At 68.2% G+C, this 21773-nt stretch carries 24 protein-coding genes and 3 tRNA genes; 18 read left to right on the top strand and 9 right to left on the bottom strand.

The genetic code is table 11. The features are described 5' to 3' along the window. Window positions 1-9 precede the first annotated feature (9 nt). Together AC5Y7V_RS01480 and AC5Y7V_RS01475 are read left to right on the top strand one after the other, a co-directional pair. Entirely contained in the window at window positions 10-981 is a 972-nt protein-coding gene (locus AC5Y7V_RS01480) for a pirin family protein (protein WP_499878279.1), read from the top strand. After that, the gene (locus AC5Y7V_RS01475) at window positions 978-1295 is read left to right on the top strand and encodes a GNAT family N-acetyltransferase (RefSeq protein ID WP_499878278.1); all 318 of its coding nucleotides are present in this window, start codon (window positions 978-980) and stop codon (window positions 1293-1295) included. Before AC5Y7V_RS01480 ends, AC5Y7V_RS01475 begins: the two co-directional genes overlap by 4 nt. Here AC5Y7V_RS01475 and AC5Y7V_RS01470 read toward each other — a convergent pair. Continuing rightward, window positions 1292-1561, bottom strand: a complete 270-nt coding sequence (locus AC5Y7V_RS01470; protein ID WP_499878277.1) for a YdeI/OmpD-associated family protein — start codon at window positions 1559-1561, stop codon at window positions 1292-1294. The two genes, AC5Y7V_RS01475 and AC5Y7V_RS01470, sit on opposite strands and share 4 nt — an antisense overlap. Before the next feature lie 38 nt (window positions 1562-1599). Between AC5Y7V_RS01470 and AC5Y7V_RS01465 the strand changes: the two genes are divergently transcribed. Further along, entirely contained in the window at window positions 1600-1953 is a 354-nt protein-coding gene (locus tag AC5Y7V_RS01465; RefSeq protein ID WP_499878276.1) for a VOC family protein, read from the top strand. Between the two features lie 22 nt (window positions 1954-1975). Then, on the top strand, window positions 1976-2464 hold the full coding sequence (locus tag AC5Y7V_RS01460) for a glutathione peroxidase (RefSeq protein ID WP_499878275.1): 489 nt from the start codon (window positions 1976-1978) through the stop codon (window positions 2462-2464). Window positions 2465-2546: 82 nt separating this feature from the next. Here AC5Y7V_RS01460 and AC5Y7V_RS01455 read toward each other — a convergent pair. Then, window positions 2547-2629, bottom strand: a tRNA-Leu gene (locus AC5Y7V_RS01455). Window positions 2630-2882: 253 nt separating this feature from the next. On the opposite strand from AC5Y7V_RS01455, the gene AC5Y7V_RS01450 reads away from it, so the two are divergent. From AC5Y7V_RS01450 to pknB, 7 genes are all read left to right on the top strand, one after another. After that, a complete protein-coding gene (locus tag AC5Y7V_RS01450) occupies window positions 2883-4580 on the top strand; it encodes an FHA domain-containing protein (protein WP_499878274.1) in 1698 nt (565 codons plus the stop codon). A gap of 127 nt (window positions 4581-4707) precedes the next feature. Further along, window positions 4708-5175, top strand: a complete 468-nt coding sequence (locus AC5Y7V_RS01445; RefSeq protein WP_499878890.1) for an FHA domain-containing protein FhaB/FipA — start codon at window positions 4708-4710, stop codon at window positions 5173-5175. A 106-nt stretch (window positions 5176-5281) separates the two neighbouring features. Beyond that, window positions 5282-6790, top strand: coding sequence for a PP2C family protein-serine/threonine phosphatase (locus tag AC5Y7V_RS01440; RefSeq protein ID WP_499878273.1), 1509 nt, complete (start codon window positions 5282-5284; stop codon window positions 6788-6790). Then, entirely contained in the window at window positions 6787-8196 is a 1410-nt protein-coding gene (locus AC5Y7V_RS01435) for an FtsW/RodA/SpoVE family cell cycle protein (protein ID WP_499878272.1), read from the top strand. The genes AC5Y7V_RS01440 and AC5Y7V_RS01435 overlap by 4 nt, the downstream gene beginning before the upstream one ends. Continuing rightward, window positions 8193-9668, top strand: coding sequence for a D,D-transpeptidase PbpA (pbpA, locus tag AC5Y7V_RS01430; protein WP_499878271.1), 1476 nt, complete (start codon window positions 8193-8195; stop codon window positions 9666-9668). Before AC5Y7V_RS01435 ends, pbpA begins: the two co-directional genes overlap by 4 nt. After that, entirely contained in the window at window positions 9665-10987 is a 1323-nt protein-coding gene (locus AC5Y7V_RS01425; protein WP_499878270.1) for a serine/threonine-protein kinase, read from the top strand. The genes pbpA and AC5Y7V_RS01425 overlap by 4 nt, the downstream gene beginning before the upstream one ends. Beyond that, window positions 10984-12861, top strand: a complete 1878-nt coding sequence (pknB, locus tag AC5Y7V_RS01420) for a Stk1 family PASTA domain-containing Ser/Thr kinase (RefSeq protein WP_499878269.1) — start codon at window positions 10984-10986, stop codon at window positions 12859-12861. Before AC5Y7V_RS01425 ends, pknB begins: the two co-directional genes overlap by 4 nt. Here the strand turns inward: pknB and AC5Y7V_RS01415 are convergent. Then, a complete protein-coding gene (locus AC5Y7V_RS01415; protein ID WP_499878268.1) occupies window positions 12839-13537 on the bottom strand; it encodes an aminodeoxychorismate/anthranilate synthase component II in 699 nt (232 codons plus the stop codon). The genes pknB and AC5Y7V_RS01415 overlap by 23 nt on opposite strands. 21 nt (window positions 13538-13558) lie before the next feature. Then, window positions 13559-14302, bottom strand: coding sequence for a DUF881 domain-containing protein (locus tag AC5Y7V_RS01410; protein WP_499878267.1), 744 nt, complete (start codon window positions 14300-14302; stop codon window positions 13559-13561). A gap of 121 nt (window positions 14303-14423) precedes the next feature. Between AC5Y7V_RS01410 and crgA the strand changes: the two genes are divergently transcribed. Continuing rightward, window positions 14424-14705 (top strand): cell division protein CrgA, encoded by a 282-nt coding sequence (gene crgA, locus AC5Y7V_RS01405; RefSeq protein WP_499878266.1) that lies wholly within the window; start codon window positions 14424-14426, stop codon window positions 14703-14705. A gap of 155 nt (window positions 14706-14860) precedes the next feature. Beyond that, window positions 14861-15286 (top strand): PH domain-containing protein, encoded by a 426-nt coding sequence (locus AC5Y7V_RS01400; RefSeq protein WP_499878265.1) that lies wholly within the window; start codon window positions 14861-14863, stop codon window positions 15284-15286. A gap of 12 nt (window positions 15287-15298) precedes the next feature. Here AC5Y7V_RS01400 and AC5Y7V_RS01395 read toward each other — a convergent pair whose 3' ends face one another. Beyond that, window positions 15299-15847, bottom strand: a complete 549-nt coding sequence (locus AC5Y7V_RS01395; protein WP_499878264.1) for a peptidylprolyl isomerase — start codon at window positions 15845-15847, stop codon at window positions 15299-15301. Window positions 15848-15932: 85 nt separating this feature from the next. On the opposite strand from AC5Y7V_RS01395, the gene cwsA reads away from it, so the two are divergent. Then, the gene (gene cwsA, locus AC5Y7V_RS01390; RefSeq protein WP_499878263.1) at window positions 15933-16364 is read left to right on the top strand and encodes a cell wall synthesis protein CwsA; all 432 of its coding nucleotides are present in this window, start codon (window positions 15933-15935) and stop codon (window positions 16362-16364) included. On the opposite strand, the gene AC5Y7V_RS01385 is transcribed toward cwsA, so the two are convergent. After that, window positions 16365-17579: a cytochrome P450 gene (locus tag AC5Y7V_RS01385; RefSeq protein WP_499878262.1), complete on the bottom strand. Its 1215-nt coding sequence runs from the start codon at window positions 17577-17579 to the stop codon at window positions 16365-16367. A 195-nt stretch (window positions 17580-17774) separates the two neighbouring features. On the opposite strand from AC5Y7V_RS01385, the gene AC5Y7V_RS01380 reads away from it, so the two are divergent. The 4 genes from AC5Y7V_RS01380 (at window position 17775) to AC5Y7V_RS01365 (ending at window position 20288) form a co-directional block, all read left to right on the top strand. Continuing rightward, on the top strand, window positions 17775-18344 hold the full coding sequence (locus AC5Y7V_RS01380; RefSeq protein WP_499878261.1) for a TetR/AcrR family transcriptional regulator: 570 nt from the start codon (window positions 17775-17777) through the stop codon (window positions 18342-18344). Beyond that, entirely contained in the window at window positions 18325-18543 is a 219-nt protein-coding gene (locus tag AC5Y7V_RS01375; RefSeq protein ID WP_499878260.1) for a hypothetical protein, read from the top strand. Before AC5Y7V_RS01380 ends, AC5Y7V_RS01375 begins: the two co-directional genes overlap by 20 nt. Before the next feature lie 278 nt (window positions 18544-18821). Next, a complete protein-coding gene (locus AC5Y7V_RS01370) occupies window positions 18822-19121 on the top strand; it encodes a PE family protein (protein ID WP_499878259.1) in 300 nt (99 codons plus the stop codon). A gap of 6 nt (window positions 19122-19127) precedes the next feature. Further along, on the top strand, window positions 19128-20288 hold the full coding sequence (locus tag AC5Y7V_RS01365) for a PPE family protein (RefSeq protein WP_499878258.1): 1161 nt from the start codon (window positions 19128-19130) through the stop codon (window positions 20286-20288). A gap of 24 nt (window positions 20289-20312) precedes the next feature. Here the strand turns inward: AC5Y7V_RS01365 and AC5Y7V_RS01360 are convergent. From AC5Y7V_RS01360 to AC5Y7V_RS01350, 3 genes are all read right to left on the bottom strand, one after another. Next, window positions 20313-20385 (bottom strand) — tRNA-Ala (locus AC5Y7V_RS01360). Window positions 20386-20536: 151 nt separating this feature from the next. After that, window positions 20537-20610, bottom strand: a tRNA-Ile gene (locus tag AC5Y7V_RS01355). Between the two features lie 125 nt (window positions 20611-20735). Then, window positions 20736-21620 (bottom strand): DUF3566 domain-containing protein, encoded by an 885-nt coding sequence (locus AC5Y7V_RS01350; protein ID WP_499878257.1) that lies wholly within the window; start codon window positions 21618-21620, stop codon window positions 20736-20738. Window positions 21621-21773 lie beyond the last annotated feature (153 nt).

Below are 21773 nucleotides of genomic sequence, written 5' to 3'. Positions count from 1 at the left end.
GTCGGGCCGGTGAGCAACCTCGAGACCGCGCCAGCCGAGGTCGCCTGCGGCGTCTCACGGGTGCTCGGCGCCGAGCTGTTGTCTCCGCGCGAGGTTCCGTTGGGCGGGCCGCGAGGGATCCCGGTGCAGCGGACGCTGCCGCAACGACAACGCTCGCTGATCGGGGCGTGGTGTTTCATCGACCACTACGGTCCGGTGCGCGCACGCATGGACGTCCCGCCGCACCCGCACACCGGATTGCAAACCGTCAGTTGGCTGTTCAGCGGGAACGTGGAGCACCGCGACAGCGCCGGCGTGCATGCCGTGGTCCGGGCCGGCGAGCTGAACCTGATGACGGCGGGCGCGGGCATCTGCCATTCCGAGGTGTCGATCGATTCGAACGCCGCATTGCACGGGGTGCAGCTGTGGGTGGCGCTCCCGGGATCGGACCGCGACACCGGCCGCGATTTCGCGCACTATGCGCCCCCGCCCGTGGCGCTGCCCGGCGCGACGGCACGCGTCTTTCTCGGGGAGCTGGCCGGTGGCCGGTCGCCCGTGCACACGTTCAGCCCACTCGTCGGCGCACAGATCGACCTGCGGCCCCGCGCGGAATTAAACATCGACGTCGACCCGGCGTTCGAACACGGCGTGCTGTGCGATCTCGGCCCCGTCGCGATGGGCGAGACCACTCTGGCCGTCGCCGACCTCGGGTACCAAGGCGCGGGCAATTCGTCGTTGCGGCTACGCAATCCGGGCGACCGGCCGGCGCGCGTGATGCTGCTGGGCGGGACGCCGTTCACCGAAGAGCTCGTGATGTGGTGGAACTTCGTCGGGCGCAGTCACGACGACATCGTCGGCTACCGCCGGCTCTGGCAGGACGCCGACGACCGGTTCGGCGCCGTCACCGGCTACCGGGGTTCGGTCGCCCGACTGCCGGCCCCACCGCTGCCGAGCGCTCGGTTGCGGCCTAGACCGATACCGCAAAGGAAGGAGAACACATGACCGCCGACAAGACCGGCGCACCAACGACCGTCACCGCCGAGGAGGGCCGGTACACCATTGCCGTCGACGGCAAGACCGTCGGCCTCGCCGACTTCGCCGACCGCGGCGATCAGCGCGTCTTCCACCACACCGAGATCGACCCCGCATACGGCGGACGCGGCCTGGCGACCATCCTCGTCGAGGAAGCGCTGCGGGGCGCGCGGGCCGACGGCAAGCGCATCGTCCCGGTGTGTTCGATGGTCGTCACGGTGCTCAAGAAGCATCCCGAATACGACGACATCACCGATCCCGTCACGCCCGACGCGCGTGGCTAGGCGCGGCCGGTCCGCTCCCGGTGCTTGCAGCCGGGCCAGCAGCACGGCCGGCGCATGCCTTCCTCCAGTTCCTCCTGGGTTCGGCGAATGCGGCGCTTGCGGGTCGCCTCCTGTTTGGCGTCCTCGACCCAGCAGATGAATTCGTTGCGCGCCAACGGGGTGATGTCCTTCCAGGCCGCCAGCGCGGTGGCGTTGGCGCTCAGCGCCGCACGCAGGTCTGCCGGCAGCGTGTGCACCACGCCGCCCGGTACTCGGTTGCTGCCCACGGGGCTAGGGTAAGGCGACCCGGCCACAGGAGGCACCCATGAGCGGTCACGAAGTGCGGATGATCGTCTTGTCGACCGACGACCTTGACGAGTCGATCCGGTTCTACAGCGAGACCCTGGGAATGCCGGTGAAGTTCCGCGACGGCGCCCACTTCGCCGCCCTCGACGGCGGGGCCGTCACCCTCGCGCTGGCGACCGCCGTCGACCATCCCATACCCGGGCAGGTGGTCGTCGGCATCAAGACCGCCGACGTCGACGCCGCGGCGAAGGCCGTCGAGGCCAGCGGCGGCGGCATCGTGAAGGGCCCGTATGACGATGCCCACGAGCGGCGCGCCGTGGTCTACGACAACAAGGGCAACGGCCTGGTCTTCTACAGCCCGCTGGCCCGCTGAAACAAGTGTTAGCGTCGTCGGCGTGACCCTCAACGACATCGCCCTGACCACGCTCGACGGCAAGCCCACCACGCTGGCCGAATTGTCCGGCGGCGCAACGCTAATCGTGAACGTAGCCTCCAAGTGTGGGCTGACTCCGCAGTACACCGCGTTGGAGAAGCTGGCCAAGGACTACCGCGACCGCGGCCTGACCGTGGTCGGCGTTCCGTGCAACCAGTTCATGGGCCAGGAGCCGGGCAGCGCCGAAGAGATCCAGGAGTTCTGCTCGACGACGTACGGGGTGACCTTCCCCCTGCTCGCCAAGACCGACGTCAACGGCGAGGACCGCCACCCGCTGTACGCCGAGCTGACCAAGGCCGTCGATTCCGACGGCTCGGCGGGTGACATTCAATGGAACTTCGAGAAGTTTCTCCTCGCCCCCGACGGCGAGGTCGTCAATCGGTTCCGTCCCCGCACGGAACCGGACGCGCCCGAGGTGGTCGACGCCATCGAGGCCGTGCTGTCGCGCTAGGCCGCGTCGCCCAAAACGCAAAGGTCACGCCCTCTTTCGAGTTCGTGACCTTTCCACCTGCAATTCAGCGAACCGCACTCGGTGGGCGAAGGGGGACTTGAACCCCCACGTCCCGAAGGACACTGGCACCTGAAGCCAGCGCGTCTGCCATTCCGCCACTCGCCCGGAAAATCAACCGATGGACCATACCACTGTAATAGCCGTGTGCCCCAATCGCCGCCGCGGTCCCAGGCCGTCGTTCGCAGCTGCCGAAGGTCCCGCCACACGGCTCTGAACTGGACGGATGCGATTCTCAGAATTCCCACGGTGACGCGGGCTCCCGGTGTCCCGATACCATGCGGGGGTGAAACAACACGCGGGCGGTCCGTTTGCCTCGCGCCCGCGACACACCACGGCAGCAGCGGGCGAGCGCTGAAACATGAGTAGCCAACGGGGGCTCGTGCAACGCATCGAGCGCAAGCTCGAGGCGACCGTCGACAATGCGTTCGCCCGGGTGTTCGGCGGATCGATCGTCCCGCAAGAGGTTGAAGCGCTACTGCGCCGGGAAGCCGAGGACGGTGTCCGCGCGCTGCAGGGCGATCGTCTTTTGGCCCCCAACGAATACATCATTACCCTCGGTATGCACGACTTTGCGAAGGTCGGCGCCGACCGGAATCCCACGTCGAGCGCTTTCGCGAGGTACTTGGCCGACTATATCTATGAACAGGGGTGGCAAACGTATGGTGATGTGGTCGTCCGGTTCGAGCAGTCGTCGAGCCTGCATACCGGTCAGTACCGCACCCGCGGTGCTGTCAATCCTGATGTCGAGCCCCGCCCGACCGTCAACCATCCGCCCCGGCCACAATCAAATCACGCGTTCGGCGCAGAACGAGGAGTAGCAGCAATGACTGACAATTCGAGCTACCGCGGTGGTCAGGGGCAGGGGCGGCCCGGCGACGAGTACTACGACGACCGCTATGGGCGGCCGCAGGACGAGCAGCGCCCCCCGGAGCCGCAGGGTGGACCGGATCCGCGTGGTGGCTATCCGCCCGAGCAGGGCGGCTACCCACCGCCCCGTCCGCCGGAGCAGGGCGGTTACCCCCCGCAGGGCGGCTACCAAGAACAGCGCGGCGGCTACCCCGAGCAAGGCGGCTACCCGGACCAAGGCGGCTACCCGCAACAGGGCGGCTACCCCGAGCAGGGCGGCTACCCAGAACAGCGCGGCGGCTACCCGGAGCAGGGCGGCTATCCCCAACAGGGCGGCTACCCCGAGCAGGGTGGCTACCAAGGACAGGCCGGCTACCCCGACCAAGGGCAGGGCGGCGGCTACCCGCCGTCGTACGAGCAGCGTCCGCCCGCCCCCGGCGGCGGCTATGGCGGGCAAGGCTACGACCAGGGTTACCGCCAGGGCGGCGGATACGGCCCACCCGGCGGAGGCCAGCCCGGCGGTGGCCAGCAGGGCTACGGCGGCGGATACGGCGAATACGGTCGCGGCCCGGCTCGTCCGGAGGAGGGCGGCTATGCGCCGCCGGCCCCGCAGGGCGCGCCCGAGCAGCAGCGGCCGGCCTATCCCGAACAGGGCGGCGGATACGAGCAGGGCTACCAGCAGGGTGGGGGATACGGCGGCCAGCAGGAGTACGGCGCGGGCGACTACACCCAGTACGCCGAGAGCGTGCCGGGCGGTGGCTACGCACCGCAGGGCGGCGGATACCCCGAGACGCAACACCGCGACTACGAGTACGGCCAGGCCGCTGAGTACGGCCAGCCGGCCGACTACGGTGCGGCGGACTACGGCCAGCCGGCGGGCGCGGGCTACGGCGGTTACGGCCAGGGCGGCTATGGCGCCGCCGGAACGGCGGTGACCCTGCAGCTCGACGACGGCAGCGGCCGGACCTACCAGCTGCGCGAGGGCTCCAACATCATCGGCCGCGGCCAGGACGCCCAGTTCCGGTTGCCGGACACCGGGGTATCGCGGCGCCACCTGGAGATCCGCTGGGACGGGCAGGTCGCGCTCCTATCCGACCTCAACTCGACAAACGGCACCACCGTCAACAACGCACCGGTACAGGAGTGGCAGCTGGCCGACGGCGACGTCATCCGTCTGGGCCACTCGGAGATCATCGTTCGCATCCACTAGACGCACCGGGCTCAAAGCTGCGTGCTTCGCCCCCCGGCGACGGCCGCCAAAGTATCGTGACGTTGCTGATGTGCTCGGTGTCACGGGCGCGACGAGGGGTGCGGCGCCAGGACGGAAAGGACGCCAGATGCAGGGACTAGTACTGCAGCTGACGCGTGCCGGATTTTTAATGTTGTTATGGGTATTCATCTGGTCCGTGTTGCGGATCTTGCGGACCGATATCTACGCGCCCACGGGGGCCGTCATGGTGCGTCGCGGCTTGGCGTTTCGCGGCACCCTGCTGCCCGCACGCCAGCGCCGCACCGCCGCACGCTATCTGGTGGTGACCGAGGGGGCCTTGATGGGCGCTCGTATCACGCTCAGTGGGCAGCCGGTGTTGATCGGCCGCGCTGACGACTCCACCCTGGTGCTCACCGACGACTACGCCTCGACGCGGCACGCCCGGCTGTCTCAGCGCGGCTCCGAGTGGTACGTCGAGGATCTAGGATCGACCAACGGCACTTACCTTGACAGGGCGAAGGTGACGACGGCGGTAAGGGTTCCCATCGGAACGCCGATTCGGATCGGCAAAACGGCGATTGAGTTGCGCCCGTGAGCCGCGCCGACAACGATGCGGCCGCGCAGCGGGCGGGGAGGAGCGGCGCAATAGCCGGAGTCTACGACGATGCCGCCGGCGCAGCCCGGGGCAAGGAGTTGCGCCCGTGAGCCTGGTCCTGCGATATGCGGCCCGCAGCGACCGCGGCCTGGTACGCGCCAACAATGAAGATTCCGTCTACGCCGGCGCCCGGCTGCTGGCCCTCGCCGACGGCATGGGCGGTCACGCGGCCGGCGAGGTGGCTTCGCAGCTGGTGATCGCCGCGCTCGCCCACCTCGACGACGACGAGCCCGGCGGCGACCTGCTGGCCAAGCTCGACTCCGCGGTGCGATCGGGCAATGCGGCGATCGCCGCGCAGGTCGAGATGGAACCCGACCTCGAGGGGATGGGCACCACACTTACCGCAATTCTATTTGACGGCAACCGAATTGGGCTGGTGCACATCGGCGACTCGCGTGGCTACCTGCTTCGCGACGGCGAGCTGGTCCAGATCACCAAGGACGACACCTTCGTTCAAACACTGGTCGACGAGGGACGCATCACCCGGGAAGAGGCCCACAGCCACCCCCAGCGGTCGCTGATCATGCGGGCGCTGACGGGCCACGAGGTCGAGCCCACGCTGACCATGCGCGAGGCGCGCGCCGGCGATCGCTACCTGCTGTGCTCCGACGGACTGTCCGACCCGGTCAGCGACGAGACCATCCACGAGGCGCTGCAGATCCCCGACGTTGCCGAAAGTGCTTACCGCCTGATCGAATTGGCGCTGCGAGGCGGCGGCCCGGACAACGTTACCGTGGTGGTCGCCGACGTTGTCGACTACGACTACGGCCAAACCCAGCCGATTCTGGCCGGAGCGGTATCGGGCGACGACGACCAGCTGACCACCCTGCCCAACACCTCCGCCGGACGCGCGTCGGCCATCAGGCCCCGCGACGAGGTCGCCAAACGCGTTCCGCCACAGGAGGAACCGACGCGCCGTCAACGATGGTCACGACAACGGACGGCCATCGTCGTCACGCTGATGGTGCTGCTGATTCTTGCGGGCCTGGGAATCGGCCGGGCCATCATCCGCAGCAACTACTATGTCGCCGAATACAACGGCATGGTGTCGATCCTGCGCGGCATCCAGGGATCGCTGCTGGGCATGTCCCTGCACGAGCCCTATTTGATCGGCTGTCTCAACGCCCGCAACGAGTTGTCGTTGATCGGTTTCAGTCAGAGCGGCGGTCATTTGGACTGCCGCCTCATGCAATTGCAGGACTTACGACCCCCGGAACGCGCGCAGGTTCAGGCCGGGCTGCCGGCCGGAACCCTGGACAACGCCATCGGACAACTGCGGGAGTTGTCGACCAACTCCCTGCTGCCCCCCTGCCCGCCGCCCCGCGCCACCTCGCCGCCGGGACCGCCGGCCCCGACGACCACGGGCAGCACCACAGAGCCGAATCCCACAGCGCCCCCCACCACTTCCAGCGGCACCCCGCCCACCGGCACCACCTCGACCAGCGTCCCGGCGAGCACCGCGCCCGCGACCACGTCGCCCACCACTTCCCCGACGGTGACCGCACTCCCGCCGCCTCCACCTAAGCCGGGCATCGACTGCCGGGCGGTGGCATGACCACACAACAACTCCAGCCGGTCGCGGTCACCCCTCCGCTGCCCACTCGGCGCAACGCCGAACTGCTGTTGTTGTGCTTCGCCGGGCTGATAACCGTTGCCGCGCTGCTGATCGTCCAGGCAAACCAGGATCGCGACCTGCACTGGAACCTGGTGACCTACGGGCTCATCTTCCTGGTCATGTTCGGCAGCGCGCACTTGGCCATCCGCCGGTTCGCCCCCTACGCCGACCCGCTGCTGCTCCCAATTGTGGCTCTGCTCAACGGGCTTGGCCTGGTGATGATTCACCGGCTCGACCTTGTCAACAACGAGTTGAACGGGCGCCGTCACCCCAGCGCCACCCAACAGCTGCTGTGGACCGTGGTCGGGGTGGCCGCCTTCGCCTTGGTGATCACGTTCTTGAAGGACCATCGGCAGCTCGCGCGATACGGCTACATCTGCGGGGCGGCGGGCCTGATCTTCTTGGCGATTCCCGCGGTGCTACCGGCCTCCCTGTCTGAACAGAACGGCGCCAAGATCTGGATTCGGTTGCCGGGCTTCTCAATTCAGCCGGCGGAGTTTTCCAAGATCCTGCTGCTGATCTTCTTCTCCGCGGTGCTGATCGCCAAGCGGGGTCTGTTCACCAGCGTCGGCAAGCATTTCATGGGCCTGACCCTGCCCCGGCCCCGCGACCTCGCGCCGCTGTTGGGGGCCTGGGTGATCTCGATCGGCGTGATGGTCTTCGAAAAGGACCTCGGCACTTCGCTGTTGCTCTACGCGTCGTTTCTGGTGGTGGTCTACCTCGCCACCCAGCGCCTCGGTTGGGTCGTCATCGGGCTGGTGCTCTTCGCCGCGGCGAGCGTTGTCGCGTACTTCCTTTTCGCACACGTCCGCGTCCGGGTGCAGATGTGGTGGGACCCGTTCTCCGATCCCGACGGCAGCGGTTATCAGCTCGTACAGGCGATGTTCAGCTTCGCCACCGGCGGCATCTTCGGCACCGGGCTGGGTAACGGCCAACCCGACACGGTGCCGGCGGCGTCGACGGACTTCATCATGGCCGCGTTCGGCGAGGAACTCGGACTGGTGGGCCTGGCGGCCCTGCTCATGCTGTACACGATCGTCATCGTCCGCGGCCTGCGCACGGCGATCGCGACGCGCGAGAGCTTCGGCAAGCTGCTGGCCGCGGGTCTGGCGTCGACGCTCGCGATCCAGCTGTTCATCGTCGTCGGCGGCGTGACGCGGCTGATTCCGCTGACCGGGCTGACCACACCGTGGATGTCCTACGGCGGGTCGTCACTATTGGCGAACTACATCCTGCTGGCCATCCTGGCTCGCATCTCGCACAGCGCGCGACGACCCCTGCGCACCCGCGCCCGCAACACGTCGCCGATCGCGGCGGCCGGCACTGAGGTGATCGAGCGGGTATGAACGCCTCTCTCCGCCGGATCTCGGTGACCGTGATGGCGTTGGTCGTGCTGCTGTTGCTCAACGCCACGATGACGCAGGTCTTCGCCGCCGACGGCCTGCGCGCCGACCCACGCAACCAGCGAGTGCTGCTCGACGAGTATTCGCGGCAACGGGGCCAGATCATTGCGGGCAGCCAGCTGCTGGCGTACTCCGTGGCCACCGACAGCCGCTTCCGATTCCTGCGGGTGTATCCCGACCCCGCGGTGTACGCGCCCGTCACCGGCTTTTACTCGCTGCGCTACTCCAGCACGGGCCTGGAACGAACCGAGGATCCGGTGCTCAACGGGTCGGACGAGCGCCTGTTCGGGCGCAGGCTGGCCGACTTCTTCACCGGACGCGATCCGCGGGGCGGCAGCGTCGACACCACCATCGTTCCGCGGGTCCAGCAAGCGGGTTGGAATGCCATGCAGCAGGGCTGCGGCGGACCGTGCAAGGGCGCCGTCGTCGCGCTGGAGCCGTCCACCGGCAAAATTCTGGCCATGGTGTCGTCGCCGTCCTATGACCCCAACCTGCTGGCGTCGCACGATTCCCAAGTCCAATCGCAGGCGTGGCAGCGGCTTCGTGACGACCCCGACAATCCGATGACCAATCGGGCCATCTCCGAAACCTACCCACCCGGTTCGACGTTCAAGGTCGTCACCACCGCGGCGGCGCTGCAGGCCGGCGCGACGGAAACCGAGCAGTTGACCGCGGCGGCCTCCGTCCCGCTGCCCGGCAGCACCGCCACCCTGGAGAACTACGGCGGCACCCCGTGCGGCAACGAGCAGACGGTGTCGCTCAGCCAGGCGTTCGCGCTGTCCTGCAACACCGCGTTCGTCCAGCTCGGCATCCTCACCGGCGCCGATGCGCTGCGCAGCATGGCGCACTCCTTCGGGCTGGACGCCACCCCCAACGTCATTCCGCTGCAGGTCGCCGAATCCACCATCGGGATCATTCCCGACGCCGCCGCGCTCGGAATGTCGAGCATCGGCCAGAAGGACGTGGCGCTCACCCCGCTCGAGAACGCACAGATCGCCGCGACCATCGCGAACGGCGGCGTGACGATGCAGCCCTACCTGATCGATAGCCTTAAGGGACCGGACCTTTCCAACATCAGCACCACCGCGCCGTATCAACAGCGCCGCGCGGTGTCGCCGCAGGTCGCCGCTAAGCTAACAGAGCTGATGGTCGGCGCCGAGAAGGTCGCACAGCAGAAAGGGGCGATTCCCGGCGTGCAGATTGCATCCAAGACGGGTACCGCTGAGCATGGCACCGACCCGCGTAACACTCCGCCGCACGCGTGGTACATCGCGTTCGCGCCCGCGAAGACGCCGAAGGTTGCCGTGGCGGTGCTGGTGGAGAACGGCGGCGACCGCCTGTCCGCGACCGGGGGCGCGCTTGCCGCACCGATCGGCCGGGCGGTGATCGAGGCCGCGCTACAGGGAGGACCATGAGCCCGCGAGTTGGTGTGACGCTGTCCGGCCGGTACCGCCTGCAGCGCCTCATCGCCACCGGTGGCATGGGCCAGGTGTGGGAGGCGGTCGACAGCCGGCTGGGCCGGCGCGTCGCGGTCAAGGTACTCAAGCAGGAGTTCTCCCAGGACCCCGAGTTCATCGAACGGTTCCGCGCCGAGGCGCGCACCACGGCGATGCTCAATCACCCCGGAATCGCCCAGGTCCACGACTACGGCGAGAGCCAGCTGGACGGCGAGGGCCGCACCGCCTACCTGGTGATGGAGCTGGTCAACGGCGAACCGCTGAACTCGGTCCTCAAGCGCACCGGCCGGCTGTCGTTGCGGCACGCGCTCGACATGCTCGAGCAGACCGGCCGCGCCCTTCAGGTCGCGCACGCCGCGGGCCTAGTGCACCGCGACGTCAAACCGGGCAACATCTTGATCACCCCCACCGGCCAGGTGAAGATCACCGACTTCGGTATCGCCAAGGCGGTTGACGCCGCCCCGGTGACCCAGACCGGGATGGTGATGGGCACCGCCCAATACATCGCGCCCGAGCAGGCGCTGGGCCACGACGCGACCCCGGCCAGCGATGTCTACTCGCTGGGAGTCGTTGGCTACGAGGTGGTTTCGGGCAAGCGGCCGTTCACCGGCGACGGCGCGTTGACGGTGGCCATGAAGCACATCAAGGAGCCTCCGCCGCCGCTGCCCGCCGAGCTGCCGCCCAACGTGCGGGAACTCATCGAGATCACCCTCGTCAAGAACCCCCAGATGCGCTACCGCAGCGGGGGACCGTTCGCCGACGCCGTCGCGGCGGTCCGGGCCGGTCGCCGGCCACCGCGGCCGAGCCAGTCACCGCCCCCCGGCCGCGCCTCGCCGGCAGCCATTCCGTCGAGCCCGCACACCCGGTCCGCCGCCGTCGGGCCCAGCCGTGCCGCGGCGCCCCGTCGCTCGGGGCCGACCACCGGTCGTTCGCGGCCCCCCGCGCGGCGCACGTTCTCGTCGGGTCAGCGCGCGCTGCTGTGGGCCGCCGGCGTGCTGGGCGCGCTGGCCATCTTGATCGCGGTGATCATCGTCATCAACTCCCGCACCGAAAACCAGCAGCCGGCGCCCCCGACGGTCACCGACACCGGAACTCCACCGGCGACGGCACCCCCGGCGAGCAAGACGCCCAGCGGGTCCGCGCCGCGTCTACGCCTGGATTGGACGGATGCCCGGAGGATAGGTAATTCTGGACTTCAGAGCGGGCCGCATGGACACGACTGGGTTCCCCCCTCTACACCCAGCACATCGCCGGCCCGTTATGAGACACCGCAATGACCACCCCGCAGCACCTGTCCGACCGTTATGAGCTCGGCGAGATCCTCGGTTTCGGGGGCATGTCCGAAGTTCATCTGGCCCGCGACGTCCGCTTGCACCGCGACGTCGCGGTGAAGGTGCTGCGCGCTGATCTGGCTCGTGATCCCAGTTTCTATCTGCGCTTCCGGCGCGAGGCGCAAAACGCCGCGGCACTGAACCACCCGTCCATCGTCGCGGTGTACGACACCGGCGAGGCGGAAACCCCCGCCGGCCCGCTGCCCTACATCGTGATGGAGTACGTCGACGGCGTCACCCTGCGCGACATCGTGCACACCGACGGCCCGCTGCCGCCCCGGCGCGCCATCGAGATCATCGCCGACGCCTGCCAGGCGCTGAACTTCAGCCACCAGAACGGCATCATCCACCGCGACGTCAAGCCGGCGAACATCATGATCAGCAGCACCAACGCGGTGAAGGTGATGGACTTCGGCATCGCGCGCGCCATCGCCGACAGCGGCAACAGCGTCACCCAGACCGCAGCCGTGATCGGGACGGCCCAGTATCTGTCACCCGAACAGGCCCGCGGGGATTCCGTCGACGCCCGCTCCGATGTCTATTCGCTGGGCTGCGTCCTCTACGAAATCCTCACCGGCGAACCGCCTTTCACGGGTGACTCGCCCGTGGCGGTCGCCTACCAGCATGTCCGCGAGGATCCGGTGCCACCGTCGAAGCGGCACGAGGGCATCTCCGCCGACCTCGACGCCGTCGTGCTCAAGGCGTTGGCCAAGAACCCGGAGAACCGCTACCAGACCGCGGCGGAGATGCGCGCCGACCTGGTGCGGGTGCACAACGGCGAGCCGCCCGAGGCGCCCAAGGTGCTCACCGACGCCGAGCGCAGTTCGTTCCTGTCGTCCACCGGTCCCGGTCACGGGCCGCGCACCGACCCGCTGCCGCGCCAGCCCCTCGACGACACCGACGGCGATCGCCCCGGCGGTTCCATCGGCCGCTGGGTTGTCGCGGTCGCCGTGCTGGCGGTGCTGACCATCGTCGTGGTCATCGCGTTCAACACGTTCGGCGGCAGCACCCGCGATGTCCAGGTGCCCGACATGCGCGGCCAGGTGTCGGCCGATGCCATTGCCGCACTGCAAAACCGGGGCTTCAAGACGCGCACCCTGCAAAAGCCCGACTCGACGGTTCCGCCCGACCACGTCATCGGCACCGACCCCGCCGCCAACGCGTCGGTGAGCGCCGGTGACGAGATCACCATCAACGTGTCCACCGGCCCCGAGCAGCGCGAGGTCCCCGACGTCTCCTCGCTCAGCTACGGCGACGCGGTCAGCAAGCTGAAGTCCGCCGGATTCAGCAAGTTCAAGCAGGCGAACTCCCCGTCGACCCCGGAGCTGCTGGGCAAGGTCATCGGGACCAACCCGCCGGCCAACCAGACGTCGGCGATCACGAACGTGATCACCGTCATCGTCGGCTCCGGGCCGGAGAACAAGCAGGTCCCCGACGTCGCCGGTCAGACCGTCGACGTCGCGCAAAAGAACCTCACGGTCTACGGCTTCACCAAAGTCACCCAGACGCAGGTGGACAGCGCCCGGCCCGCCGGTGAGGTGATCGGCACGAATCCGCCCAAGGGCCAGACGGTTCCGGTGGACTCGATCATCGAGATCCAGGTGTCCAAAGGCAACCAGTTCCTGATGCCGGACCTGACCGGCATGTTCTGGACGGACGCCGAACCGCGGCTGCGCGCGCTGGGCTGGACCGGGGGGCTGGACAAGGGGCCCGACGTCGACGCGGGCGGGTCCCAGTCGCACCGGGTCGTCTACCAGAACCCGCCTGCCGGGGCCGGGTGCAACCGGGACGGCATCATCACGCTGAAGTTCGGCCAGTAGCCGCCGGCGCGTTATTCTCCGCGTCCGGGAAATAGGGCCGGACCGCGGCGCGGACCTCGTTTTCCAGGCGGCGCACCAGCATGTCGTCGTGCGTCCAGCCGCAGTAGCCGAGCCAGTTCGCCAGCATGCGGTGCCCGCCCTCGGTGAGGATCGACTCCGGATGGAACTGGACCCCGTGGATCGGCAACTCGGTGTGGCGCACGCCCATGATCACACCGCTGCGGGTGCGGGCCGTCACCTCCAGCACCGCGGGCAGCGACTCGGGCAGGATCGTCAGCGAGTGGTACCGGGTCGCGGTGAACGGATCCGGAAGTCCCTGCAGCACACCAACATTGGTGTGAAACACGCTGCTCGTCTTGCCGTGCAACAGCTCCGGCGCGCGGTCCACGGTCGCACCGAACGCCACGCCGATCGCCTGATGTCCGAGGCAGACCCCCAGCAGCGGGGTGCGCTGCTCGGCGCACGCGCGAACCAGGCCGATCGATGCGCCCGCGCGTTCCGGAGTGCCCGGTCCGGGGCTGAGCAGCACGCCGTCGAACTGCGCCGCGACGGCCGTCTGGTCCGAGAGGCGGGTGTCGTCGTTGCGCCAGACGTCGGCCTCGACGCCCAGCTGGCCGAGGTACTGCACCAGGTTGAACACGAAGCTGTCGTAGTTGTCGACGACCAGGATCCGCATCCAGTCAGATTACCGCCCGGCTCAGTAGCCCACCGGGCCCGCCGGTTGCGCGAAGTGCGTCCGGACCGGTTCGGAATGGCCGGCGATCCGCACGTCGGGCTTGACCTCTTCGCGATATCCGAGGCCGAACCGGACCACGTACTGCTTGTAGAGGGTGACCAGGGGAGCGGCGGCCAGGGCGGCCTGCATGACCGCGGCGTCGCCGATCGCGGTGATCGTGTACGGCGGGCTGTAGGTGCGGCCGTTGAGCAGCAGCGTGTTGCCGACGCAGCGCGGCACCGAGGTCGCGATGATCCGCTGGTCTTGCATCTGGATCGCCTCCGCGCCGGCACTCCACAACGCGTTCAGGACGGCCTGGATGTCCTGCTGGTGCACCACCAGATCGTCGGGCGATGCGTCGCGGGGAAAGCGGCCGTTGGCGTCGCGCTGTGCGTCCTGGAGGGTGACAACCAGACCGGGCCCGTGCACCGGGTCCATTCCCGCCTCGCCGGCCAGCTCCGCGGAGCGCCGCAGCATCGCCTTGAGCGCGGTGTCCGTCGACCGGCCGTGGGCGGAGTCGATCTTGTTGGCCAGCTCGTCGCGCTGGGCCCGGAGGCGGTCGACCGACGACTGGGCCTCGCGAACCAGGTCGACCAGGCGCGGTGCGTCGCTGCGGCGGATCTCGGCGCCGCCGGAGACCCCATGCGTGGCGGCGAGCAGCAACCCGGCCAGCAGGCACACCAGCGGGACCCCGAACCGCCATGGTGAGCGGCGCGTGTCAATCATCGAGTCTCCATTTCCTGGTCACCATGCCAGGTGAGTTAGTCTCGTAGCCGAGCTATGCGTGCAGCTGCCATCGTTATCGTCGCATCCCGTCCCGTTGTTCAGGTAATGCCGAGGTATTCAAATGCCCAAGTCGAAGGTCCGTAAGAAGAACGACTTCACCGTCGGCGCGGTCAGCCGCACGCCGGTGAAAGTGAAGGTCGGACCGTCTAGCGTGTGGTTCGTTTGTCTGTTCGTCGGCCTCATGTTGATCGGGCTGGTCTGGCTGATGGTGTTCCAATTGGCCGCCGTCGGAAGCCAGGCGCCGGCCGCGCTGAACTGGATGGCACAACTCGGCCCGTGGAACTACGCGATCGCGTTCGCTTTCATGATCACCGGGTTGTTGCTCACGATGCGCTGGCACTGACCAACCCAACCGAGGTAATGAATTCATCTTGGGGTGTTTCTGTAACTGGCTCAGCAACGTCGACACCAACCAATCACACCCGTGTGATTTATCCCCACTGTTGATAGCGCTTGTGGATAAGCGCGTTGGCAGTGGTGGGAGGGGTTAGGCGGCCCATGCAGCAAACAGAATGGGCGCCGCCCGCGGCCGGAATCGCAGGTTGCGGGGCCGTCGGCGTTTTGATGGCTATCGCCTGTGTGACCCTAGTCACAGACCCGCCCGGCCGCATTCTGACCGGGATTGCCGCGGCGGGGTTGATCTTGTTTGCGGGCATGACGTGGCGCGCGCGCCCGAAGCTGGCAATTACCCCGGCCGGCCTGGCGCTGCGGGCGTGGTTCCGGACGCAGGTATTGCGGCACTCCGACATCAAGATCATCCGGATCACCGAGTTCCGCCGCCACGCGCGCACCGTGCGGCTGCTCGAGGTCGAAACGGTCAACGGTGGGCTGCTGATCTTGAACCGCTGGGACCTCGGGACCGACCCGTTGAAGGTGCTCGACGCGCTGACGGACGCCGGCTACGCGGGTGGTAACCGACGCTGAGCGGGCGATGCCTTAGGAGATCGTGATCGACTCGATGACGACGGCGTCGGTCGGGCGGTCGTTGCCATCGGTGGCCGTGGTCGCGATCGCGTCGACCACCTTTTGCGAGTCGGGGTCGGTCACTTCGCCGAAGATCGTGTGGCGCCGGTTCAAGTGCGGCGTCTGGGCGACGGTGATGAAGAACTGCGAACCGTTGGTGCCCGGGCCCGCGTTCGCCATCGCCAGCAGGTAGGGCTTGTCGAATTGCAGCTCGGGGTGGAACTCGTCGGCGAACTTGTAGCCCGGACCACCGCGTCCGGTCCCGGTCGGGTCGCCGCCCTGGATCATGAAGCCCCTGATCACCCTGTGAAAGACCGCGCCGTCGTAGAACGGGCCCGACGGGCCACCCGAGGCGTTCTGGGTGGAGTACTCCTTGGTGCCCTGCGCCAGGCCGACGAAGTTGGCGACGGTCTTGGGCGCGTGGTTTCCGAACAGGGCAACCTTGATGTCCCCGCGGTTGGTGTGCAGCGTTGCGGTGGCGGTCTGAATGGGGCTGTTAGTCACGGGGCTAGAGTCTGCCATTACGCGCGGCCTCGCACGCACCCGGTACCGAGCCCGGGTGCGCCCAATAGGGGGCCGGGCGCACCAGCGGACAGAAGGGCGGCAGATGAGCGCGAAGACGGAAACCCGGCTGACCCCGCGGGAGCGACTGGCCCGCGGGCTGACCTACTCGGCGGTGGGACCGGTCGATGTCACCCGGGGCGTCGTCGGGCTGAGTGTGCACGGCGCGCAGTCGACCGCGTCGGGTCTTCGTCGCCGTTACCGCGAGGGTCGGCTGGCGCGCGAAATCGCCGCTGCCCAAGAGACTCTCGCGCAGGAGCTTGCCGCCGCGCAAGAGGTGGTCTCCGGGTTGCCCCAGGCGCTGCAGGAGGCACGCCGGGCCCAGCGCCGCAGACCGCGGCCGTGGGTGATCGCCGGCGCCGCCGTCGTGGTCGTGGCCGGCGGAGCGGTCGCGTTCAGTGTCGTGCGCCGCTCGATGCGTGCCGCCGAGGAACCGTCGCCCCGGCCGCCGAGCGTGGACGTGCAGCCGCGTCCGTAATCAGCTGACGGCCAACCGCAGGCTTTTGCGGCGCCGGACCAGGATGCTCGGCAGCCAGTCGCCGACGTCGGTCGCCTCGATCCACGTGGTGCGCTCCAACAAGTTGCGCAAGACGATCTGGGCTTCGAGGCGAGCCAGCGCCGCGCCCACGCAAAAGTGCACGCCCTTGCCGAACGCCACGTGGCCCTTGGCGACGGCGCGATCGAGGCGGAATTCGTTGGGGGCGTCGAAGTGCGCGGGGTCGCGGTTGGCCGCTCCCCACATCAGCAGCAAATGGGAATCGGCCGGCACCTCGACCCCGGCCAGCGTCGTGTCGCGCCACACGTGCCGGTAGTGGCCGCGGAACGGCGACTCGAGGCGCAATGTCTCCTCGATGAAAGCGCTTAGCAGTTCCGGCTTTTCGCGGAGCTGCCGCTGGATCGCGGGACGATCGGCAAGAATCCACGCGGCGCTGCCCAGCAGCGACGCCGTCGATTCTCCGGCGGCGCTGAAGAGCGTCATCATGATGCCCATTGCCGGTAGTTGCTCCAGTTCACCCGAAGCGCAGCGCGCCGCCAGGTCGGCAATCAGGCCGTATTCGCCGTCGTCGCTTGCCTTGTCGAAATGCTCCGTGACGTATCCCGACAGTTCCATCGCCGCGGCGAACGCCTCTTCGAGTTGGGCTGACGTGACGACCCCGTCGAGCAGCGTGGTGGTGGCGTAGCCGAGGCGAATGAGTTTGTCGACGTCGTCCTCCGGCAAGCCCAGCAGGCGGGCGACCACCATCATCGGCAGCCGGTTAGCGATGGCGCTCATCCATTCGATGTGGCCGTCTCGGAGGTTCTGCTCCCACAGGCGGTCGGCGGTGTCGGCGGCGAACTCCTCGATGATGCGCACCCGCTTGGCCGACAGGTGCGGCAGCAGGATTTTGCGGTGCACCGCGTGCGTCGGATCGTCGGCGGTTGCCAGCGCGTGGGCGGCACCCCCCGCCGGCCCCATGTCGAAGGGCGTGACGGTGCCGTCGTCTTGGAAAACCAGGGTGGCGGTGAGGTTTGAGGAAAAGTCGTCGACACGGTCAACGGCTTCCTGGACCGCGTCCCAGCCACAGACGGCGTAGAAGACGGAGTCGCCGATGCGCTGCACCGGTGATTCGGCGCGCATGCGGTCGAACACCGCGTACGGATCTTGCAGCGCCTCGGCGCCGAGGAGCTGGACTGGCTTGTCCAGGACGGGCATACGTACAGGCTCAACGGGCCGACCTGCGGCGTCAACGGGCCAGGACGAAGTTGAGGGGCGCTTGCGCCCGAGGCCTGCCGACGCCGACCGCGCCCACCCGCCGCCAGCAGCGCATTAGCCTGAGAAATCTGCTTCGTAAATTCTCACCTTGAGAGAAGCATTTCTACGGGCCGCGATGTGGTGGAGCATGGGTGGATGGCGCGCGACGACTGGTTGGTGGGACGCGATCGCCGTAGCGAGGCCACCGAACGGATTTACGCCGCCGCGGCCGATCTCATCTCGCGCAAGGGATACGAGGGCTTCACGATCGAAGCGTTGGCGGCCAGGGTGCACTGCTCGCCCGCGACGATCTACCGGCACGCCGGGGGCAAGACGGCCATCCGCGATGCCGTCGTCGCCATGCAGGCGGCGCGAATCGTCGACGCCACGCGCGAAGTCATCAAGGACCTTCGGGGACCCGACCGCGTCGTGACCGCCACGATCATCGCGCTACAACGGCTGCGGTCGGATCCGCTGGCCCAGCTCATGCAGTCGATCCATGCGAACCCCGTCAGCGCATGGGTCGTCAGCTCACCCACCGTCACCGCCCTGGCCGCCGAAATGCTCGGCCCGGACAACGACGACCCGCTCGCGGCGCAGGGCCTGATCCGCGTCTTCCTGGCGCTGTGGTGCTGGCCCGTCAAAGACCCGGACGCCGAACGCGCCCTGGTGCAACGCTTCCTCGGCTCCGGAGAGGATGTAGGGCGTGACTTGGACCAGGTATGAGGGCAGGGCGCTCGCGGACGCGACTCTCAGTGGCGATGCGCTGGAGGCGGCGCTCGAAGACCATGTCCGCATTCACAATCCGCAGCTGACCGACGTCCGCCTGGAGTCGGTGACCGCGACGGAGGGCTACGACACGGGGGTGACGCCGGCCCGGCGTTGGTACCGGGTCACGTATCTGGCCGAGGGTGCGGACCTCTAGGCGCGGACGGGATTCATACACTCAGGCTGACGAATAAGCCCGTCCGGCCGATAATTCATATCGGATTCATGTTCCGTGGTCCGGCGGGCTTCCGTTCAAATCGTTTTCCGAGAAATGGCCCGGTGTTTTCATATATTTTGCATTCCGCGATTTGAATCAGCGTGAGCTTTGGCGATAAGGCCAGGTCACATCCCATTCGCGGTCGTCATGACGGTCAATGCGTGGCGCGTTATTTATATCGTCCGGGGGCAACGACAAATTCTTGAAAGGGGACACCCATGTCCTTCGTAACGGCTTATCCGGAGAAATTGGCCGCGGCCGCCGCCAATCTGCAGTCGATTGGCGCCGCATTAACCGCCGGCACCGCGGCGGCCGCCGCCCCGACCGTGAGCGTCGTCCCCGCCGCCGCCGACGAGGTGTCCGCGCTGACCGCCGCGCAGTTCGCCACGCATGCCCAGCGTTTTCAGGCGGTGAGCGCTCAGGCGGCCGCGATTCAGCAGTTGTTGATCGCCACCCTGGCGGCGGGTGCGGCTTCCTATGCGACGACCGAGGCCGCGAATGCGGCGTCGGCGGGCTGACCGACCATGGACTATGGGCTGTTGCCGCCCGAGATCAACTCTGGGCGCATGTACACCGGTCCCGGCGCGGGTTCGTTGGTTGCGGCCTCGGCGGGCTGGGGTGAGCTCGCCGCCGAATTGCACTCGGCCGCCGCCGGATTCCGCTCGGCAATTTCCGCGCTGACCGGCGGTCCGTGGCTGGGCCCCGCGTCGGCGTCGTTCTTGGCGGCCGCGACCCCGTACGTGGCGTGGCTACAAAGCAGCGCGGCGCAATCCGAGCTCGCGGCCGGCCAGGCGGCCGCCGCCGCGTCGGCGCACGAGACCGCGTTCGCCATGACGGTGCCCCCGCCGGTGATCGCGGCTAACCGCGCGCAGTTGGCGGCATTGCTCGCGACGAATTTCTTGGGACAGAACGCCCCGGCAATCGCGGCGACCGAGGCCGAGTATTTCGAGATGTGGGCTCAGGACGCGACGGCGATGTATGCGTATGCGAGCTCGTCGTTGGCGGCGGCACAGTTGACCGATTTCGCGGAGCCGCCGCAGGTGGCCGATTCCTCGGGCTTGGCACGGCAAGCTGCCGCGGTTTCCGCGGCCGCCGCCGACAATCCCGTCCAGACCGTCGTGCAGGATGTGCTCACGCGTTTGGAGTCCCTTCCCAACCCGTTGGCCGATCTGGTCTCGTCCTTCAACGGGACGCAGCTCGACAAGTACATTTCGGCCAACACCGTGCTGGACGACGTCGTCATGCTTTACGGCAAGTACCTGGTGCCGTACGTCTCCACCGCGCAGTCGATGATTCAGTCCACGCAGTCCTTCGGGCAGGTGAGCAACGGGATAACGGCCATGACCTCCTTCGCCAAGGGCCTGGGCCCGGCGGTCAAGGCGGCCGAAGGCGCGGCGCAGTCGGCGGCCAACGCCGGAGCGAACACCGGGGGCGTGGCGGCGGGCGTGGGCAGAGCGCTGCCGCTGGGCGCCTTGTCGGTGCCACCGAGCTGGGCGCCGGTGAGCGCGGTGACCAACCCGGGGGTGGCCGCCCTCAACGCCGCGGCGGTCCCGGCCGGGGCCGAAGGAATGAATGCCCTGCCCATGGCCCCGTTGGGCCAACTCGGCGGAACCCGTTACGGGAGAATACTTCCGACCTACGGTTTCAAGCCCTCGGTGATGGCGAAACCCCCGGCGGCCGGGTGATCGCGGATCGCGACGCCTGACTTGTGGAGCCTAGGGGAATCGAACCCCTGACACCCGCCTTGCAAAGGCGGTGCTCTACCAACTGAGCTAAGGCCCCTCATCGTGGCTGGGTGGTTGATCGGCCGGATCAGCCACGGCCACGTGCCAGACCTCGACCCCGCGTCGTGACCGCACCACCGCCGCCGCTACAGCGACCAATGCCAGTGGCAATGCAAGCCTCACGCAACGTCTGGACGGGCACATGGTTGTGGGCCTGGGAGGACTCGAACCTCCGACCTCTTCGTTATCAGCGAAGCGCTCTAACCGCCTGAGCTACAGGCCCGCACTCGCGTAGGGCCGAGCGACGAGATTACCGCAATCGTCGCCGGACCCCCAAAACCGCGTGATCGGCACTAGTCCGATGGTGTCGACCCACGGCGCCCGGCTGCGCCGCGCTTGTGATCGCCACTAGTCGCGGTCCGCCAGTGTGACTTCAATGCCGCCGATCAGATCGGTGGCGAGGTTGTAGACGAACGCGGCGATGGTGGCCATCGCGGTCAGCAGGACGATGTTGACCAACCCGATCAGCACCGCGCCGCCGAAGATCGTGCCGCTGGACACCAATTCGCCGCTGCTGCCGCTGGTGTTGTTCAACAGGTCGCCGACGTTGCTGTTCAGCTTGGCCCACACGCCCATGCCGCCGAGCACGAGGTACAGGAACGCCACCGCGATCATCCACACGAAGAACAGCGCGACCGAGAGCAGCAGCGACACCTTCAGCGTGCTCCACGGATCGATCCGCCGGATCTGCATGCTGGCCCGAACCGGACCGCGGGTTCGCCGCGACACCTGGACCCGGTTTTCGCGGCCTTCGTTGGCGTCCGTATTCGTGGACCTGGCCGAAACCGAGGGGCTCGGCGTCTCCGCGCTGCGCTCCGGGGCGGGCTTGCGCTGCGGCGATCGTGGAAGGGGCCCGGACAGATCGGGCAACTCGCTGGCGTAGGCCTCGGCGGGCGGGCCGTCGCCGCGTGCCGGCGCCGGGTCGAACTCGTATGGCTTCCCGCGCGGGGGTGCGCCGGCCCCGGGCGCCGACCCGCCGGCAATGAAGCGGTTGAGCCGGGCATCGGCAGTGGTGGGAGCCGCGGCCGGCCGCGGCTCGGCGGGCGGTTCGGGCTCGCGATGCGTCGGGGCGGATGGCCGGGCGGCGCGCGGCCGCGGTGGCGACTCACCGGCATCGTGCGCCCGGCCGGTCTGCGCGGGCGCCGCGCGGTGCACACCGGCACGCTCGGGCGCGCCGTCCCCATTCAGGCCATCGCCCTGCTTGGGGGCACCCGGCTCGTTCGGTGAGGTCACCCCGACTCCTTAGATCTTCTGCGGTGGCAGTCGCATTGTGTGTGGTCGGGCCGAGTCTATTGCCCGGCTCCACCTCCGCCCTTCGAGAGGCCCGTCGAGAGGACCTCCGCTGGGTCCGCATCGCCCGTCGGGCCGAGTCTAGTTGCCCGGGCG

The organism is Mycobacterium sp. NGS34, assembly GCF_059812845.1.
Note: the sequence above shows the minus strand (reverse complement) of the source record. Positions and strands in the feature narration are given on the sequence as shown.

Coding starts and splice junctions, on each gene's coding strand:
- AC5Y7V_RS01435 (WP_499878272.1), top strand. CDS start 6,787: ATGACCACACAACAACTCCAGCCGGTCGCGGTCACCCCTCCGCTGCCC.
- AC5Y7V_RS01415 (WP_499878268.1), bottom strand. CDS start 13,537: ATGCGGATCCTGGTCGTCGACAACTACGACAGCTTCGTGTTCAACCTG.
- AC5Y7V_RS01425 (WP_499878270.1), top strand. CDS start 9,665: ATGAGCCCGCGAGTTGGTGTGACGCTGTCCGGCCGGTACCGCCTGCAG.
- AC5Y7V_RS01445 (WP_499878890.1), top strand. CDS start 4,708: ATGCAGGGACTAGTACTGCAGCTGACGCGTGCCGGATTTTTAATGTTG.
- AC5Y7V_RS01385 (WP_499878262.1), bottom strand. CDS start 17,579: ATGCCCGTCCTGGACAAGCCAGTCCAGCTCCTCGGCGCCGAGGCGCTG.
- pbpA (WP_499878271.1), top strand. CDS start 8,193: ATGAACGCCTCTCTCCGCCGGATCTCGGTGACCGTGATGGCGTTGGTC.
- AC5Y7V_RS01380 (WP_499878261.1), top strand. CDS start 17,775: ATGGCGCGCGACGACTGGTTGGTGGGACGCGATCGCCGTAGCGAGGCC.
- AC5Y7V_RS01365 (WP_499878258.1), top strand. CDS start 19,128: ATGGACTATGGGCTGTTGCCGCCCGAGATCAACTCTGGGCGCATGTAC.
- cwsA (WP_499878263.1), top strand. CDS start 15,933: ATGAGCGCGAAGACGGAAACCCGGCTGACCCCGCGGGAGCGACTGGCC.
- AC5Y7V_RS01395 (WP_499878264.1), bottom strand. CDS start 15,847: ATGGCAGACTCTAGCCCCGTGACTAACAGCCCCATTCAGACCGCCACC.
- AC5Y7V_RS01410 (WP_499878267.1), bottom strand. CDS start 14,302: ATGATTGACACGCGCCGCTCACCATGGCGGTTCGGGGTCCCGCTGGTG.
- AC5Y7V_RS01400 (WP_499878265.1), top strand. CDS start 14,861: ATGCAGCAAACAGAATGGGCGCCGCCCGCGGCCGGAATCGCAGGTTGC.
- AC5Y7V_RS01465 (WP_499878276.1), top strand. CDS start 1,600: ATGAGCGGTCACGAAGTGCGGATGATCGTCTTGTCGACCGACGACCTT.
- pknB (WP_499878269.1), top strand. CDS start 10,984: ATGACCACCCCGCAGCACCTGTCCGACCGTTATGAGCTCGGCGAGATC.
- AC5Y7V_RS01370 (WP_499878259.1), top strand. CDS start 18,822: ATGTCCTTCGTAACGGCTTATCCGGAGAAATTGGCCGCGGCCGCCGCC.
- AC5Y7V_RS01450 (WP_499878274.1), top strand. CDS start 2,883: ATGAGTAGCCAACGGGGGCTCGTGCAACGCATCGAGCGCAAGCTCGAG.
- crgA (WP_499878266.1), top strand. CDS start 14,424: ATGCCCAAGTCGAAGGTCCGTAAGAAGAACGACTTCACCGTCGGCGCG.
- AC5Y7V_RS01475 (WP_499878278.1), top strand. CDS start 978: ATGACCGCCGACAAGACCGGCGCACCAACGACCGTCACCGCCGAGGAG.